This is a genomic window from Spirosoma luteolum, assembly GCF_054778875.1.
The window spans coordinates 395,554-412,075 of record NZ_BAAGZE010000005.1 but is presented as its reverse complement, the minus strand read 5'-3'; the positions used below and the strand labels follow the sequence as shown (position 1 = coordinate 412,075).

Annotated in this window: 11 protein-coding genes; 6 read left to right on the top strand and 5 right to left on the bottom strand. The window is 60.0% G+C overall.

Features of this window, described 5'->3' with window-relative positions:
• Positions 1 to 72: 72 nt before the first annotated feature.
• The 3 genes from ACYVAC_RS09355 to ACYVAC_RS09345 all read right to left on the bottom strand — a co-directional run bounded on the left by ACYVAC_RS09355 (position 73) and on the right by ACYVAC_RS09345 (position 8,705).
• Complete coding sequence (locus ACYVAC_RS09355) at positions 73 to 6,060, bottom strand: hypothetical protein (RefSeq protein WP_461097366.1); 5,988 nt, start codon at positions 6,058 to 6,060, stop codon at positions 73 to 75.
• 781 nt (positions 6,061 to 6,841) lie between these two features.
• Positions 6,842 to 7,906 carry a ferrochelatase gene (gene hemH / locus ACYVAC_RS09350; protein WP_461097365.1) on the bottom strand — a complete coding sequence of 355 codons (1,065 nt, stop codon included), beginning with the start codon at positions 7,904 to 7,906 and terminating at the stop codon, positions 6,842 to 6,844.
• Positions 7,907 to 7,916: 10 nt separating this feature from the next.
• A complete protein-coding gene (locus ACYVAC_RS09345) occupies positions 7,917 to 8,705 on the bottom strand; it encodes a hypothetical protein (protein ID WP_461097364.1) in 789 nt (262 codons plus the stop codon).
• A 141-nt stretch (positions 8,706 to 8,846) separates the two neighbouring features.
• Here ACYVAC_RS09345 and ACYVAC_RS09340 point away from each other — a divergent pair, with 141 nt between their 5' ends.
• Entirely contained in the window at positions 8,847 to 9,785 is a 939-nt protein-coding gene (locus ACYVAC_RS09340; RefSeq protein WP_461097362.1) for a LysR substrate-binding domain-containing protein, read from the top strand.
• Here ACYVAC_RS09340 and ACYVAC_RS09335 read toward each other — a convergent pair.
• A complete protein-coding gene (locus ACYVAC_RS09335) occupies positions 9,782 to 10,603 on the bottom strand; it encodes a hypothetical protein (protein ID WP_461097361.1) in 822 nt (273 codons plus the stop codon). The genes ACYVAC_RS09340 and ACYVAC_RS09335 overlap by 4 nt on opposite strands.
• A gap of 96 nt (positions 10,604 to 10,699) precedes the next feature.
• Between ACYVAC_RS09335 and ACYVAC_RS09330 the strand changes: the two genes are divergently transcribed.
• A complete protein-coding gene (locus ACYVAC_RS09330; protein WP_461097360.1) occupies positions 10,700 to 11,683 on the top strand; it encodes an NAD(P)/FAD-dependent oxidoreductase in 984 nt (327 codons plus the stop codon).
• Here ACYVAC_RS09330 and ACYVAC_RS09325 read toward each other — a convergent pair whose 3' ends face one another.
• Positions 11,684 to 12,994 (bottom strand): protoporphyrinogen/coproporphyrinogen oxidase, encoded by a 1,311-nt coding sequence (locus ACYVAC_RS09325; RefSeq protein ID WP_461097359.1) that lies wholly within the window; start codon positions 12,992 to 12,994, stop codon positions 11,684 to 11,686.
• 217 nt (positions 12,995 to 13,211) lie between these two features.
• Between ACYVAC_RS09325 and ACYVAC_RS09320 the strand changes: the two genes are divergently transcribed.
• The 4 genes from ACYVAC_RS09320 (at position 13,212) to ACYVAC_RS09305 (ending at position 16,394) form a co-directional block, all read left to right on the top strand.
• Positions 13,212 to 13,841 carry an anthranilate synthase component II gene (locus ACYVAC_RS09320; protein WP_461097357.1) on the top strand — a complete coding sequence of 210 codons (630 nt, stop codon included), beginning with the start codon at positions 13,212 to 13,214 and terminating at the stop codon, positions 13,839 to 13,841.
• Positions 13,838 to 14,614: an alpha/beta fold hydrolase gene (locus ACYVAC_RS09315; RefSeq protein ID WP_461097356.1), complete on the top strand. Its 777-nt coding sequence runs from the start codon at positions 13,838 to 13,840 to the stop codon at positions 14,612 to 14,614. Before ACYVAC_RS09320 ends, ACYVAC_RS09315 begins: the two co-directional genes overlap by 4 nt.
• Positions 14,615 to 14,754: 140 nt before the next feature.
• Complete coding sequence (locus ACYVAC_RS09310) at positions 14,755 to 15,423, top strand: CBS domain-containing protein (RefSeq protein ID WP_461097355.1); 669 nt, start codon at positions 14,755 to 14,757, stop codon at positions 15,421 to 15,423.
• 95 nt (positions 15,424 to 15,518) lie between these two features.
• On the top strand, positions 15,519 to 16,394 hold the full coding sequence (locus tag ACYVAC_RS09305) for an NAD kinase (RefSeq protein ID WP_461097354.1): 876 nt from the start codon (positions 15,519 to 15,521) through the stop codon (positions 16,392 to 16,394).
• Positions 16,395 to 16,522: the final 128 nt, after the last annotated feature.

The window sequence follows — 16,522 nt, the reverse complement described above, 5'->3', positions numbered from 1 at the left end:
CAGTATGACCCAAACGCCACGAGGCCACCCAAGCGGGTGGCCTCGTGGCGTTTGGAGCGGATGCGCCAGGATTTACAGATCGCCCAGGTTGGTGGCCGAGATATACTTGACCCCAAACTGCTGGTTGTTGACCGGCGTTTCCGACACGTTGTCGTAGCGGATACTGAAGGTGCTGATCACGCCGTTCCAGTTGGCTGCCTGCCCGGTCGGGATGGTGATGGTCTGGTACTGGTTGTCGCCCCGTACGTTGAACCGGAGAACCTGGTTGGCCTGAGCCGCTTCGAGTTCGGTTTGCCCTACTTTACGCCACTCCAGCACCATGGTCGTTTCGGTGGTGATGGCGCGCATCCGGACGTACAGCGTCGGAATTTCCGAAGCCCGGTAGCCTTTCCACGGCGACACGATTTTGAACCGGCGGTCGGTTGGCGTAATCACGAGTTCGTTCTGAATCGGGAAACCCTGGTCGTATCCTTTGCGGTAGCTGAAACCGTGGCGGGTCGGGTTGCCATCAAACACGTAGTTTGGTTTGGTTTCGGAGCGGGGCAGGATGTTGACCGTGTTCCGAATTTCGCTCAGCGTGCCGACGATCATGTTGATGTCGAATTCATACACGCCCTTGGGGTCCAGAATCATGTGCATACAGTTGGCGATGTAGCCGGCGCTGATGCCTTCGGGTGGTCCCCAGCCTACTTCGTTGAACAGAGCCGCCTTGAACTCGTGCGAGAACGGAGTGTGGATGGCCATACCACGACCCGTGTTGGGCCGGATGGCGGCAATCCAGGGTTCCGACGTATCGACGTTCAGTGGGCCCATCTGACCCCGGTTGTTATACCGGTTGAGACTCGTGCCGCTGCCGCCCAGGTTTTCGATCGAGTTGATGTTGACCGTGGGGGCGTTGGTGTACGGATCGCCCTGCACCGAGTAATACTGATAGTAGGCGCTGTTGGTATAGGTACAGGGCATTTCCTGCTGCCGTGAGTCGTCGTACTTGGTGTTGTCGGGCCGGTCGCCGGTGATGCGCACATGCCGTTTCACCACGTTGCCATCCAGCCGGATCCACTGCTCAACCACGTAGTGGCCGGGCTCGTTGTTGATTCCCCACAGCAGGTTCCGCGTTTTGGTGTAGATCATCTGATCGGTACGGCCGTAGCCCAGCATGGGCGAGAAATTGCCGGCAATGTCGCCACCCTGTACGGGGTTGTAGCCGATGTCGTCCAGAATGGGTTTGCCGTTGACCGTCCAGCCCTGGGCTGCGTTGGGCATACCGTAGAGCGAAATCTGGTCGTCGCGGCCACCATCACGGTGACCATCGGGCCATACCATGCAGTTGATCATATTCTCACCTACCTGCAGGTCGGTCACCTCGCGGATAACACCACCCACGCCCAGATCGACACCGAGCCGGATGCGTTCGTTCTGCAGGATGGGCCGTTTGTCGCTTGGGTACGGGCTCGACAGGATCGGGTAGGCACCCTGGTCGGTCGGGGCCGTAGCACAGCCGGTTACCGTTACCGTCACCGTTGCCGACTGGCTGCTGCAGCCGCTGGCCGAGGCCGTTACGGTGTAGTAGTTGAGGCTGTTGGAGGCCGGTGCGTTGAACGTTACCGACTTGCCCGTCTGGTTCAGGTTCGGGCCGCTCCAGGTGTAGGTCAGCCGGTCGCAGCTGCTGCCTGTGCAGTTGGCACTCAGCGTAACGGTGCTGCCACAGGCCGCGTTGATCGAGTTGGCCGTGACGGCGAACTGACAACCCGTGGCCGTGCTTGGTGGCGAGGTCGTTGGGGGCAGACCGGTGCCGGAGCAGAACGCCGTAACGCGGGGGCTCAGGGTCAGTTCGGTGCCAGTGCCGGCGGGCTGGGCCTGTACTTTCAGGGTCGCGTTGCTCTTGTAAGCATCGGGAATGGTGTAGTAATACCCAAACATGTTGTTGCCTTTCACGCCGTAGGCATCGGCTACGTCCTGACGGGCGCGGTCGGCCTTGACGGTCGCGACTTTGATGCCGTTGAGCAGGATATCGACCGAGGGCACCGTCTGGGGGTTGTTAAGGTCCAGAATCCAGCCGATGGCTGCCTCACAGCTGGCCGCTTCCAGGAAGCCCTTATAGTTGGCGTTGACCACCGGCGTCGTCGTTGGCGGATTGGTTGTTGTGGGTGGCGCCGTGGCGCTGCTGCAACCCGTCGTGATCAGATCGAAGGTGGCCGACTGACTGGGGCAGCCCGTTGCCGAAGCCGTTACGGTGTAGGTGATGGTACCGTTGGCCGTTGGTGCCGGGAGTGTTACCTGCTGACCCGTAAGCGTAGCGCCACCACCCGTCCAGGTGTAGGTAGCGCGGTCGCAGCTGGCCCGCAGCGTGACGGCCGTGCCGCAGCTGATGCTGATCGGGCTCGTGTTGAGCGAGAACTGGCAGCTATCGGGCAGGGGGGCAGGTGCCGTCACACTCGGCGGTACCGTCACGACCGGCGGTTTCGACTCGACCGGTGCCTGACCCGTGCCCGGGCAGACCGCGGTGATGCGGGGGCTCAGGGTCAGGTCGCGGCCCGTAGTGGTGGGCTGGGCCTGTACCTTGATGGTGGCGTTGCTCTTGTAGGCGTCGGGAATGACGTAGTAGTATCCAAACATGTTGTTGCCTTTCACGCCGTAGGCATCGGCTACGTCCTGACGGGCGCGGTCGGCCTTGACGGTCGCGACTTTGATGCCGTTGAGCAGGATATCGACCGAGGGTACCGTCTGGGGATTGTTAAGGTCCAGAATCCAGCCATTGGCCGCTTCGCAGCTGGCACCCTCCAGGAAGCCCTGGTAGCGGGGCGTAGCCGTTGCACTAACGGGTGGCGACGTAATGGTGGTCGACGGCGGAGCCGGGCAGGTCACCGAGATGGCGCCGGACAGGGTCTGGCTGGCGCAGCCCGTTGCCGAAGCCGTTACGGTGTAGGCGTAGGTGCCGGCCGTTGCAGGCGCTGTCAGGTTGATGCTCTGGCCAATTGTTGTGATGCCATTGCCCGTCCATTTATACGTTACGCGGCCACAGTTGATACCGTCGCAGTTGGCTTTGAGCGACAGGGGCGAACCACAGCTGACGCTGGCTGGCACCGAGGTACTGAGCGTAAACTGGCAGCTATCGACGGCGGGGGCCGTTACACTCGGTGGTACCGTTACGACCGGCGGCTTGCCCGAACCGGCACAGACGGCCGTGGTGCGGGGGCTCAGGCTCAGATCGCGGCCCGTGGTGGTAGGCTGAATCGATACTTTGATGGTGGCGTTGCTCTTGTAGGCATCGGGGATGGCGTAGAAATACCCGTAGGCATTATAGCCTTTGATGCCGTAGGCGTCGGCTACGTCCTGGCGGGCGCGGTCGGCGGTGATCGTGGCTACCTTGACGCCATTGAGCAGTACGTCGAGTACGGGGCTGGTCTTCGGGTTGTTCAGGTCGATGACCCAGCCGCCGGCCCCTTCACAACTCAGCGTTTCGAGGAAGCCCTGGAACTTGGGCGTAACTGTCGTGCTGGGCGGGTTGGTTACTGTGGTGCTGGGGGGCGCCGGGCAGGTCACCGAGATGGCGCCGGTGAGGGTTTTGCTGGCGCAGCCCGTTGCCGAGGCCGTTACGGTGTAGCTCACCGAGCCGGCTGCCGAGGGGGCCGTGAGGCTAACGCTCTGTCCGGCCGTAGTGGTGAGTCCGCTGGCCGCCCACTTGTAGCTGACCCGTCCGCAGTTGGCGCCTTCGCAGTTGGCCTTCAGGCTGACCGCCGAGCCGCAGCTGACGCTGGCCGGCACCGAGGCACTGATGGTGAACTGGCAGGTGTCGGCCGCCGGGGCTGTCACGCTGGGGGGCAGGGTGAGTGCCGGGCAGACGGCCGTGGTGCGGGGGCTGTTGATGAGCTCCCGGGTGGTGTTGGCTGGTTTGACCGAAATGGTCATGGCCTTGCCGGTGCGGTAGCTGGTGGGTACCACGTAGGCATACTCATACTTGTTGAAGCCCTGGATGCCGAAGTAAGCGGCCACGTCGGGTCGGGCGCGGTCGGCCAGAATGGTGGCGATCTTGGCGTTGTTGATGTAGATATCGACGCCGATCGACATTTTGAGGCTGTTGAGGTCGAATATCCAGCCGCGGATGGTGTCACAGGTGGCTACGTCTAGGAAGCCGTAGTAGTTGCTGTTGGCTCCAACCGGCGGAATAACCGTGGTGCTGGGCGGGTTGGTAACGGTGGTGCTCGGCGGATTGGTCACCGTGGTCGATGGCGGGTTGGTTACCGTGGTGCTGGGGGGCACCGAGCAGGTCACCGAAATAGCACCGGTGAGGGTTTTGCTGGCGCAGCCCGTTGCCGCAGCCGTCAGTGTGTAGTTATAAGTGCCGGCGGTGGTGGGGGCAGTCAGGCTAACGCTCTGTCCGGTGGTTGTTGTGCCACTGCCTGCCCACTTGTAGCTGACCCGTCCACAGTTGGCGCCTTCGCAGTTGGCCTTCAGGCTGACCGCCGAGCCGCAGCTGACGCTGGCCGGCACCGAGGCACTGATGGTGAACTGGCAGGTGTCGGCCGCCGGGGCTGTCACGCTGGGGGGCAGGGTGAGTGCCGGGCAGACGGCCGTGGTGCGGGGGCTGTTGATGAGCTCCCGGGTGGTGTTGGCCGGTTTGACCGAAATGGTCATGGCCTTGCCGGTGCGGTAGCTGGTGGGCACCACGTAGGCATACTCATACTTGTTGAAGCCCTGGATGCCAAAGTAGGCGGCCACGTCGGGTCGGGCGCGGTCGGCCAGAATGGTGGCGATCTTGGCGTTGTTGATGTAGATATCGACGCCGATCGACATTTTGAGGCTGTTGAGGTCGAATATCCAGCCGCGGATGGTGTCACAGGTGGCTACGTCGAGGAAGCCGTAGTAGTTGCTGTTGGCCCCAACCGGCGGAATGACCGTGGTAGCGCTCGTGGGTACCGATGTGGTCGACGAGGGGGGCGTCGTTACGGTGGTGCTGGGCGGATTGGTAACGGTAGTGCTAGGCGGGTTGGTCACCGTGGTGCTCGGTGGATTGGTTACCGTGGTCGATGGCGGATTGGTAACGGTGGTGCTGGGCGGGTTGGTTACCGTGGTCGAGCAGACTACCGTGTTCATGGGGCTGGCCAGAATGTTCTGGGAGGTGCCCAGGTAACGTACCGAAATCACCATCGATGCGGCTTTCCGCAGGCTGGCCGGAATCTGATACACGAAACCATACTGGTTGTAGCCGACAATACCGTAGGCATCGGCAACATCTTTCCGGACAACCGTAGCCGGTACGGTGGCGGCTTTCACCCCGTCGATGTACAGATCGACCGAGGGCGAGGTGTTTTTGTTGTTAAAGTCGATTACCCAGCCACTTACGTATTCGCAGGTGGCGGCATCGAGATTGGCCAGATAGCTGGGCGCCAGACGGGCGGAAGCCCGAACATCGCGATTGTCGACGTAAAGGGTGGGCCCCGCCGGTTTCGTGGTCAGGCTATTGGCGTCGAGGGGTTGTACCGTGAGGGTGGCTTTCTCCACAAACAGGCTCTGGTTATCGGCCTGGCTGTGGCTCCGCAGCAACTGGAAGCTGCTGCCGGGCTTCAGCGACGTGAAATAGCCCGTAACGTGGTAGGTAACCGTAGCGTGTCCGGGGTAAGTGAGTTGATCGCCAATGTAATCGACGAAATCGCCCCCTGTTTGCTCGAAGCCCTCGGGCAGCAGCAGTTTCAGCCGGTAAGCGTTGGCGCCGGGCAGCGTGAACAACAACGATGGCGAGATGTTCAGCAGCTCGGCCGAAATGGTCAGGTCGACGGTTTCGCCCAGGCGGATCGATTGCCGGTTGGGCTGGATCGTAAACCGGATGGGATCGGTATCCGCAGCTTTTTCCCGCTTGGGGGGAGCCAGAAACAGTGGGTATTTAGGCATCGGACGGCCGGGTTCGATCCAGGTCGCACTGGCCAGCCCGAGCAGCACTTTGCGGCCGGGTGGATGCTTGGGTACCCCCGACGTCAGCAGCGTCAGGCATGTCAGCGCCCACAGGATAAGTGTGCTCTGAACATAGAGTTTACGGTTCTTCAAGTAAAGGATAAAGCGCATGTTGGACGAGCGTAAAGTTTTACCATCGAGGACTCTTGACAAATATTAAGCCAAAGGCCAGCCGTGTAAATGTTCCGCACTATTGTGTATCGGTATGTATATGTTAAATGAAAGCGTATTTATGGTAACATGGTATATGTGCCTTAGAATGAAGAACTTGTGATTGATTTTTTAGGTGAAAATGTTGTATTTTAAATCGGGTGGCTTTTCGCTTCACGGAGCAGGCGGGCAGGTTTAGTGGTCTTGTCTGGGCGGTTTCAGCCGTCAAAAAAGGCGATTCAGCGCCCATACAGGGGCATTTGGCGCTTTTGACCAGCCTATATGCTCAACGTATCATGGGTGGGGTGATTTTTTTTTACGACTGAGTCCAATTTTTTTTGGTACATCACCCAAAAGCGGGCAGACAGGTCGGCCGGATCGCTGGTCTTTGTCTCGCAGCTTGTATCCGGAGCATTATTTTCAGACACATGACAGAATGGACGTTTCCAGGACCTCATCGCGTGCGTCGATAAGTTAAGCGGGCCTGCTGATCGTGGTCTTTTCTGCCGGTTGGCGGGGTAAGTCGGCCATTGTCAGTTCTATAGCCTTACGGGCGGGGCAGGCAGCCCGGCAACCCGGCCGGTTGGTGCGGGGTGTGCAGAACGGCGGTCATTGTAACCGGCATGAACTTTGTAAACATTACCTATCCCCCGAAAAAAGGGGGATAGAACGGCAAAAAATAAAGCCGCCCGGATGTGCAAAGCAGTCCGGGCGGCTGTCAAAAAAGGGTAATAGAATGCGATCAGGCCGTTTTTACCAGGTCGACCAGGGTTTCGATCCAGATCGGGCTGTCGTTGAGGCTCTCTACGAGTTGCCAATGTTCGCCCCCTTTCTCTTCAAACAATTCTTTGTATTCGTCGCCAATTTCAACCGTAGTTTCGAGGCAGTCGGCTACAAAGGAGGGCGAGAAGGCCAGTACGCTCTTAATGCCTTTACTGGTCAGGTCGCGGATCACGTCGTCGGTGTAGGGCTTGATCCAGGGGGTTCGGCCGAGCCGAGACTGGAACGAGGTCGTGTATTTACCCTCCGGAATGCCGAGTTCCTTCACCAGCTGTCGCGTCGTCTCGAAACACTGTGCCCGGTAGCAGTGCTGGTTCATGGGCGTAAGTGTTCCGCAGCATTCGCCCAGCCGGCAAACCGATTTGGTTACGTCGCCCTTCAGGATCTGACGCTCGGGCAGCCCATGGTACGTAAACAGGTAATGGTCGTAGGGACGCTCGTCCATATACTTGCGTCCGTTCTGCACGAATCCCTGGATAAACTTGGGATGTTCGGAGAAGCGGTTCACAAAGCGTAGCTGCGGGATCACCTGCCATGTTTTGAGAATATCCATAACCTTCTCGTAGACCGAGCCGGTGCTGGCCGAGGCATACTGCGGGAAGAACGGAATCACCACGATGTCGTTGAGGCCCATGCGCTGGAAGGCGCTCAGGCCCGCGTCGATGCTTGGGTTCTGGTAGCGCATAGCCAGCTTGACCACGTAGCTGTCGCCGAGTGCTTTCTGCAGCTCTCGCTCTACCACCTGACCGTAGTACTTCAGAGGAGAGCCGGTTTCTTCCCACAACTGCCGGTACACTTTGGCTGACTTGGGTGCCCGGAAGGGGGCAATGATACCATTGACCAGCATAAAGCGGGAGGCTGCGGCAATATCGAGCACCCGACCGTCCATCAGAAATTCGCGCAGGTATTTCCGCACGTCGGGCACCGACGGACTATCGGGGGTACCCAGGTTCACGATGAGAACGCCCGTTTTCCCGATGGTTGGGTTGGGAACCACGGACGATTGTTGACTTACATAGGTTTCCATGCCGGTACAGTTAATTAGCTTCGGGGTAGCGGGTCAGGTCAGGACGTGTGAAGTCGCTGAACACTTCGCCGGGCAGGCCCGAAAAAACGCGGATGTCGGTCAGGTCGCGCTCACCCCGCTCGCCCGAGAGCAGAATAGGCCCATGTTTCTGGTAGTCGGCCCAGGGGAGGGTAAACCGGGGCTGTTCGTCGGTGAACTTGGGGTAGTGGGCCCACTGCGTAACCAGGTGCGAGGTCTTGTCGACCCAGACTTTGTATTTGTTGTCGGGCGTGTTGCCCACGTTCTTGAACGTCATCTGGATCACCTCGGCTGGTTTACCGTCTTTGGTGGCATCGTCGCCCAGATACTTGAGGGTTACGCCCGAGTCTTTCAGCTTGAAGGGCATCACCAGCCAGTAGGAATCGTTGATCCAGGCGGCCTTACCTGCTTTTACGTATTTGGCAACCGAATCGGGATCGGTTACCTCGGCACCCTGCCGGAAAACGCGCCCTTTGTCATTGTTGATATTCAGGATTACGGTCTGGTCGTCGCGCAGGTTGTCGACCCGAACGTCGCCGGTCCATTTGTCCCAGACGAGTTTGCGGAAACCAAAGAAATTCCAGGCAATAAGATGGGTATTGTCCCAGGCTTTGCGGCCGCCCATGGCGCGCATGACCTCATCGGCCAGCTGAACGGCTTTGGCATCGGAGCCTGCCATGTCGAAACCAGCCGCGGCCGGATTCGCCGATTTCTTCGATTGGGCATCGGCCGATTGGCCAATCAGCAGCCCCAGTGCCAGCAGTATGTAAAGTCGGATCATGAGAAAGTTAAGTTCAGAAAACAAAAGTAGAACCTTAAGTGCTTTGTTTGGTTCAATATGATTTAGATTTGTATCGATTTTTTCGATAAGCCTATTCCGCAACACGCTATACGCCGTTTCAGGGGCGGCTTTCTGCCACTAATGACGCTTTCTCAACTCGATTATATTGTTGCCGTCGACACCTTCCGGCATTTTGCCACCGCTGCCGACAACTGCCACGTTACGCAGCCGACGCTTAGCATGCAGATTCAGAAGCTGGAGGATGAACTGGGCATTCGCGTATTCGACCGCTCGAAGCAGCCCGTTGTGCCAACCGAAGCCGGGCAGGCGGTGCTGGCCCAGGCGCGCGAAGTGCTGCGGGCCGCCCGGCGTATTCCCGAAATTGTCAGCGAGTCGAAAAACGATTTTCAGGGCGAACTGAAAATCGGTATCATTCCCACCCTGGCGCCCTATCTGCTGCCTTACTTCATCGGCGAGTTTGTGGCCCGCTATCCGGCTGTATCGGTGCAGATTCAGGAGCTGGTTACCGAGCAGATTGTGGAGCGGCTGCGCAAAGGCTTACTCGACGTAGGCCTGGTCGTAACGCCCCTCGCCGAAAACGGAATCACCGAAATCCCCCTGTTTCAGGAGCCGTTCGTCGTCTATGCCGCCGATTCGCACCCGCTGGCACAGCGATCCGTCATCGAGCCCGAACAGCTGAACGCCGATGGACTCTGGCTGCTGACCGACGGCCACTGCCTGCGTAACCAGATCATCAACGTTTGTGGTGCCGATCGGCCCACCCACGGCACTACGCCACTTCGCTACGAAACCGGCTCGCTCGAAACGCTTATCAAACTCATCGACCGGCAGGAGGGCTTTACCCTGCTGCCCTACCTGGCCACGCTCGACATGGATGCCGTGCGGCAGGCGCGCGTTCGGCCGTTCCGGTCGCCGGCCCCCGTGCGCGAGGTCAGCCTCGTTATTCACCGGAGTTTCCTGAAACGCAAGCTGATCGACGCGCTCCGTGCCGATATCCTGCGTACGCTCCCGACCGAACTGACAACCGGCGTAGCGGGTACAGTTGTCACACTCGACTAGCGGCCCGGCCGCTGCCGGCGCTCCCGTTCGAGCCGGCGGTAGGCATTGGCAAAGGACTCTCCACCCGCAACGGCGCGTGCGAGGGCCGGTACGCCGGCCCGACCCACCTGCTGCACCCACCGGGCTACCTCGTCGGCAGCGGTCTGATAAGCCAGCATGACCCGGTCATAGTCGCCCCCGAAAAAATCGCTGGTTGTTTCCAAGTCGGCGAGCGGCAGCATGGGGCTGAACCCCATCCGGCGCTCCAGCGGCTCGGTGCCCGCAGCACGGTCGGGTTGTTCCCACAGGTCGGGCGAACTGAACCGGTAGTCGACCAGCAGGGCCAGCCCTTCATTATACCACTGCGGAATCTGGCGTTTTACCCGCCACCAGCCGAGCCGGGCAAACAACTCGTCGTGGCACAACTCGTGCGCAATCACATCGACCGAATTCCCGTCGGGACCCAGCACCAGGTAGGCATCGCCCCAGGGGGTACCCAGGCTGCAGCCCGCCCCTTCGCCCCCGGCGCAGTAGCGGGCGTAATCCGTCTGTCGCGGACAGTAGATCAGGATGGCGCGTCCCTGGGAGGGCCCACCCCAGAACTGCCGGATGCGCTGCCGGGCGTTGCGTACGTGCTGCTGGAACAGGGTACGCTGCCGGGCCGTGGCCGAGGTACTGACGTAGAGCGGTTGCGTGGCCGATCCATCCGTCAGCGTACGAAAATCGCCCGATCGGCTAACCAGCATACAGCGCAGCAGGTGCGGGTAGAGAAGCGGTAGCGCCAGCAGCAGCGCAACCACAAAGGAAACCACAAAACGAAGACTGCTGACCTGACGCATGAACCAAACGGGCGACCGGCTGCTGCCGACCTGCACCACGAAGTACGAGTGCCCCGGCGGTTTTTCCTACCTTCGTGCCGCTGATACCGACTGAATATGCCTTCATGTGTGATAATTGGCGCGGGTATGGCGGGGCTGACCGCTGCCCGCGCGCTGACCCGGCAGGGCTGGGATACGGTTGTACTCGATAAGGGTCGGGGCCTCGGTGGCCGGCTGGCTACCCGCCGGTTCGGGCCGGATACCGGGCGTTCGACAGCGGGCCGGGCCGATCATGGCGCTCAGGCGCTGCGGGCCGAGAGTTCTGCCTTTGCCAGTTGGCTGGCCGAATCGGCCCAGACGGGCCTGCTGCAGCCCTGGCCGGGCCGGACCGGCGAATGGATTGCGCCTGCCGGCCTGAGCGCCGTTGCCAAATACCTGGCCGCTGACCTGACCGTGCATACGGGTCAACTGGTGAACGCGGTGGCCGCTACGGCTACGGGCTGGACCGTCACCACCGAATCGGGGGCGGCCTTTTCGGCCGATGCGCTGCTGTGTACCATGCCGGCCCCGCAGGCGCTGGCTCTGTTTCAGCAGGGGGGGTACGTGGCCACTGCTGCCGATCTGGCTGTGCTGGCGGGTATCGCGTATGACCCCTGCCTGACGGCGCTGGTGCAACTGAGTGCCCCCAGCAACGTGCCGGCACCCGGTGGGCACTGGCTGCGCGACAGAGCGGTCGAATGGGTGGCCGACAACCAGCAAAAAGGCATTTCGCCCGATTTGCCCACCCTAACCGTTCAGGCGGGGGCTGCCTTCAGCCAGACCTGGCTGGAGGGCGACCTGACCGAAGCGGGCCGGGTGCTGCTGGCTGAACTGGCCGACTGGATTCCGGCCGATCGAATCGAAACCGTCCAGATGCACCGGTGGCGCTACAGCCAGACCCGGCAGGGGCATCCCGCACCGTTCTGGGCAGCCGATGCGCCCCACCCGCTGCTGTTTGGGGGCGATGGCTTTGGGGGCGTCGGGCCGTTCGATCCCCGGCTGGGCGTCGAGCGGGCCTACGCGTCGGGCTGTGCCATGGCAGCAGCCCTCACCAGTCGGTAGCTACCGGTTGACCAGGCGCGCGAGTTGCTCGCCTACCAGCCGGCCCGTTTCCATGGCGCCGTTGAGCGAAGGATACGTGGTTTGGTCGCCACACTGGTATAGCCCTTCGCGCAGCGTAAGTGGGGCGTGCAGGTGCCCCGCCACCGGCGCTACGGGCGGGTAGGCGGGCAGGGCCTGCGGAATGTGGTAGGTACGCAGGTGCCGCCATGTCTGCACCGACGGTCCGAACCAGTTGCCCAGTTCGCGCAGGATGCGCTCGGTGAGGGCCGCTTCGTAAACGGTTTCGAGGCCCTGCGTGCTCACCGAAATCAGGTGCTGGCCGGCGGGGGCCAGGTCGGGCGCCACATCTGTCAGTACCGTCAGGTTGTGTACGGCCGAACTGCGCCGGGTGTTCAGCATCAGCATCCGGCGGTGCAGCCCGGCTGGTAAGCGCCAGTCGGCGGGGGCCGCCAGATACGTGCAGGTGGTATGGTTGTAGGCTGGCGGGGTCGGCGCGGCCTGCCCCAGCAGCCGGGCTGCCGAAGCCGCATCCACGGCCAGCACAATGTGCTGCGACCGCATCGACTCCCCATTGCGCAGATACACCCGGTCGCCGTCGATCCGTTCGACGGGGCTGTTGTAGTGTAGCTGGCCGGGACTCAGGCGCCTGGCAAGCTGCTCAGGTATAGCCCCGATACCCTGCGCCGGCAGGGCTGCATCGCCCGTAAAAAACATCCGGAAACAGAATTCGAAAAAAGTCGACGACGTACTAAGCGCGTCTTCCAGAAATACCCCGCCAAAAAAGGGCCGGAAGAACCGCTCGATAATCTGATCGGAGAAACCCAGTTCGCGCAGCAACGCCAGCGTGGTGGTGGGTGTTTGCCGGAAAAGATCGTTCAGTCCCAGTGCCTGGGTCCGGCGCAGGAGCGTAACGATACGCAGCTTGTCGGCCAGGGTGCCAATAGGCGAGCTGAGTGTCTGAAAGACCGAGAGAGGTTCCTGAAACGGGTTGAGCAGGGTAAGCCAGGGGGTAGCGGTGTCGGGGCTTTCGTGACGGATCAGCGCTCCCGATCGAAACCGTTTCAGATCGAGCGCCGTGTAGTCGAGCAGACGCCGGGCTTCGGGGTAGGCTGTCAGCAGAATCTGAAACCCCCGGTCGAGCCGAAAGCCATCGACCTGGTCGGTACGTACCCGCCCGCCGGGCCCGTCGCCCGCTTCGAGCAGCCGGGCGTCGATGCCGGCCGCCTTAAGCGTAACGGCACAGGTAAGGCCGGCCATACCGGCACCAATGATCAGAACAGGCGATGAACTACCAGCGAGTGAAGCAGACATGAGTGGAACGATGATGCCAGACGAAAGGCCAAAAATAGCGGTAATCCGTGAGCCGGCACGTGTCCAGAGCGATTCGACTGGTACTATTCTTATAAAAATTGTCTATTTCAAAGATAACAAAAAAATAATAGACTGATTATCAGAAGATAAGGTAATTTAAGAAGTGCTTTTTTTGTGAATATGTTAATTTTGTGACCACTTGAGTTGTTATAGCGGTATGAACCTGCTCGTTGTCGATAACTTCGATTCGTTTACGTACATGCTTGTCGACTACCTTCGCCAGGCGGGGGCCCGGTGTCGGGTGGTGCGTAACAACGACAGCTGGTCGGCCCTGAGGCAGCCCGCCGATGGGGTGGTGCTGTCGCCCGGACCCGGCCGGCCGGCCGATGCCGGGCAGCTCATGGCCGTTATCGACCACTACCACCGGCGCGTACCGATGCTGGGGGTTTGCCTGGGGCATCAGGCCATCGGCACGTATTTCGGCGCGCAGCTCACCACGGCCGACCGGCCCATGCACGGGAAAGTATCGGTTATTACGACCGACCCGGCCGACCCGCTGTTTGCGGGGCTGGCCACCAACCGGTTTGGCGTAACCCGCTATCATTCGCTGGTGCTGCAGGCGCTGCCACCCGACCTGGTGTGCACGGCCCGTACCGACACGGCTGAGATTATGGCGCTGCGGCACCAGTATTTACCGCTCTGGGGGGTTCAGTTTCACCCCGAAGCGGCTTTGTCCGACAATGGACTAACTATTTTGGCAAACTGGGTAAATTTTGTAAACTACGGCAGGAATGCCGGTGATGAACCGTCGCTCAGTCGGTTTATCAATCAGACTGTACCGTTATGACGTATCAGATTCGGGAAGACGCAGGATTTCAGTATGTAGACGAAGGGCAGGGCGATGTGTTGCTGCTGCTGCACGGGTTGTTTGGCGCACTCAGCAACTGGGATGCCGTTATTCAGGGATTTGCCGACCGCTATCGGGTGGTGATTCCGCTCATGCCGATCTACGAAATGCCGGTGCGCGAAGCCAGTCTGGAGGGCCTGCTGGCCTTTATCGAACGATTTGTAAATCATCAGCAACTCACTGATCTGACCCTGCTGGGGAACTCGCTGGGGGGCCATATTGCGCTGCTCTACACCTTTAACCATCCCGACCGGGTGCAGCGCCTGGTGCTGACGGGCAGCTCGGGCCTGTTTGAAAACGGCATGGGGGGCTCGTTTCCTAAACGCGGCAGCTACGATTACATTGCCGAGCGGGTGGCCTACACATTCTACGATCCGAAGGTAGCCTCGAAAGAGCTGGTCGACGAGGTGTTCGAGATTACGAGCAGCATTCCCAAATGCATGAGCATTGTGGGCATCGCCAAATCGGCCCAGCGTAATAATGTGGCCAAAGATTTGCATAAGATTCAGGTGCCGACGTTGCTGGTATGGGGGCTCAACGATACCATTACCCCGGCCGAAGTTGGGTATGAGTTCAATCGGCTGATCGCTCAGTCAGAATTGTACTTCATCGACAAGTGCTGCCACGCCCCCATGATGGAATGCCCCGCCCGCTTCAATGAACTGCTCGAAAGCTGGCTGGAACGGCACCCGGTTCGCGAACTGGCCCTGTAGCCGGTGCCGGCAACGGGTGGCCTGACCGGCGGTCGCAGCGCGCAGGGCTGAATCATGATCCGGCAGAAACAGTATTGACCAACATATTGGCTTTTTCCGTAGTTTTCTGACCAATACAAGCGTCATCGACACCAATTACTATGCTGGCTGCTGAACTTATCGACCCTATGCTGCCAGCCCTGAAACCAACCGACTCGGTTGGACAGGCGCTGGATTGGATGCAGGAGCATCGCATCGGGCAACTGGTCCTGATCGATCAGACTGAATACCGGGGCATTATCAGCGAAGAACTGCTGATGGATGTTGCCGATGACACGCGGCCGCTGAGCGACCTGATGCACCTCTTCGAACAGGTTTATGTCTACGAAGGGCAGCATCTGTTCGAAGTGATGGGGCTGGTGATTCAGCACCGGATGGAAGTGGTGGCTGTTCTCAACGAAGGCCGCGACTTTATCGGCACGGTTTCGGCCGCCGAGCTGCTGCGGCAGTTTGCGCAGGAACTGGGTGTGCAGGAGCCGGGCGCCATTCTGATTTTGAATCTCAACGAGCGCGATTACTCGATGGCCGAGATCAGCCGGCTCATCGAGTCCAACAACGTCAAAATCATCAGCAGCTACTTTTCGAGCGCGGCCTATGGCATGCCCGACCGCTCGCGGCTGACGCTGAAGCTGAACCGGCGCGACATAACCCCGGTGCTGTCGACGCTCGAACGGTTTGGGTACCAGATCGAAGCTGCCTTCGCCAATGCCCCCGTCGAAAGTATTGATCAGGAGCGGCTCGATTCGTTACTCCGCTACCTTAATACGTAGGCTGACCGTTGCGGTTGGCTGGGGCGGGTTGTCGCGCCGGCGCACGCACGACCCAGATACTACGAATCCTGGCGGGAAACCGCCCAAGCTACCTTATGAAAATTGCCATTCACGGGCGTAACTTTCCCGAATCGGCCCGTCCCTACGTGCAGGCGATGTTTGAGGAACTCGCCAAACGACAGGTTGCGGTGCAGATTTCGGCCGGCTACCGCGAGTTTCTCGACAACGCCGGTATCCTGCATTACAGCGATACGACCTACCGCACCGAAGACGGGGTTACCGATGCTGACTTTATCTTTAGCCTTGGGGGCGATGGTACACTGCTCGATGCCGTTACGCACGTAGGAGCCCGTCAGATTCCGATTGTAGGCATCAACATCGGGCGGCTGGGTTTTCTGGCCACCGTGGCGCCCCCCTCCATCCGGCTGATGATCGACTCGTTATTCAACGGGCAGTACAGCATCGACGAGCGCACCCTGCTCAGTGTTCGCTCCAGTCAGGATATTTTCGGCGGACTGCCGTTCGGGCTGAACGACTTCACCATTACCCGCACCCAGACCTCGTCGATGATTACGGTTCACTCGTACCTCGACGGCGAATTTCTAAACTCGTACTGGGCCGACGGGCTTATTATCTCGACGCCTTCGGGCTCGACGGGCTATTCGCTCAGCTGCGGTGGCCCCGTGTTGCTGCCGCAGACCAACAACTTCATTATCACCCCCATCAGTCCGCACAACCTCAACGTACGGCCCATGATCGTGATGGACAGCTGCCAGATGTCGTTCGAGGTGGAGAGCCGGAGCGGTAATTTTCTGGCCGCCCTCGATTCGCGGTCGTACACGGTCGATGTTTCAGTACGGATCAGCGTACAGAAGGAAGAGTTCAAGGCGCGGCTGGTGAAACTGGGCGATGAGAATTTCCTGAATACGCTCCGCAGCAAACTGAATTGGGGCTGGGACATCCGAAACTAGACCCCCCGCTTACAGGCGCTGGTTTCGGGCGTTTTTTTTGGATTTGGCCAATAAAAACACGTTGCCGGCCGTTTCCGAAGAGATTACGCTTGAGTATATCCAGCCGGTTGATTCGCGCACATAAATTT

Bases quoted from the DNA above. Each gene is read 5' to 3' on its own strand.
- ACYVAC_RS09355 (WP_461097366.1), bottom strand. From the start codon at position 6,060: ATGCGCTTTATCCTTTACTTGAAGAACCGTAAACTCTATGTTCAGAGC.
- hemH (WP_461097365.1), bottom strand. From the start codon at position 7,906: ATGGAAACCTATGTAAGTCAACAATCGTCCGTGGTTCCCAACCCAACC.
- ACYVAC_RS09345 (WP_461097364.1), bottom strand. From the start codon at position 8,705: ATGATCCGACTTTACATACTGCTGGCACTGGGGCTGCTGATTGGCCAA.
- ACYVAC_RS09340 (WP_461097362.1), top strand. From the start codon at position 8,847: ATGACGCTTTCTCAACTCGATTATATTGTTGCCGTCGACACCTTCCGG.
- ACYVAC_RS09335 (WP_461097361.1), bottom strand. From the start codon at position 10,603: ATGCGTCAGGTCAGCAGTCTTCGTTTTGTGGTTTCCTTTGTGGTTGCG.
- ACYVAC_RS09330 (WP_461097360.1), top strand. From the start codon at position 10,700: ATGCCTTCATGTGTGATAATTGGCGCGGGTATGGCGGGGCTGACCGCT.
- ACYVAC_RS09325 (WP_461097359.1), bottom strand. From the start codon at position 12,994: ATGTCTGCTTCACTCGCTGGTAGTTCATCGCCTGTTCTGATCATTGGT.
- ACYVAC_RS09320 (WP_461097357.1), top strand. From the start codon at position 13,212: ATGAACCTGCTCGTTGTCGATAACTTCGATTCGTTTACGTACATGCTT.
- ACYVAC_RS09315 (WP_461097356.1), top strand. From the start codon at position 13,838: ATGACGTATCAGATTCGGGAAGACGCAGGATTTCAGTATGTAGACGAA.
- ACYVAC_RS09310 (WP_461097355.1), top strand. From the start codon at position 14,755: ATGCTGGCTGCTGAACTTATCGACCCTATGCTGCCAGCCCTGAAACCA.
- ACYVAC_RS09305 (WP_461097354.1), top strand. From the start codon at position 15,519: ATGAAAATTGCCATTCACGGGCGTAACTTTCCCGAATCGGCCCGTCCC.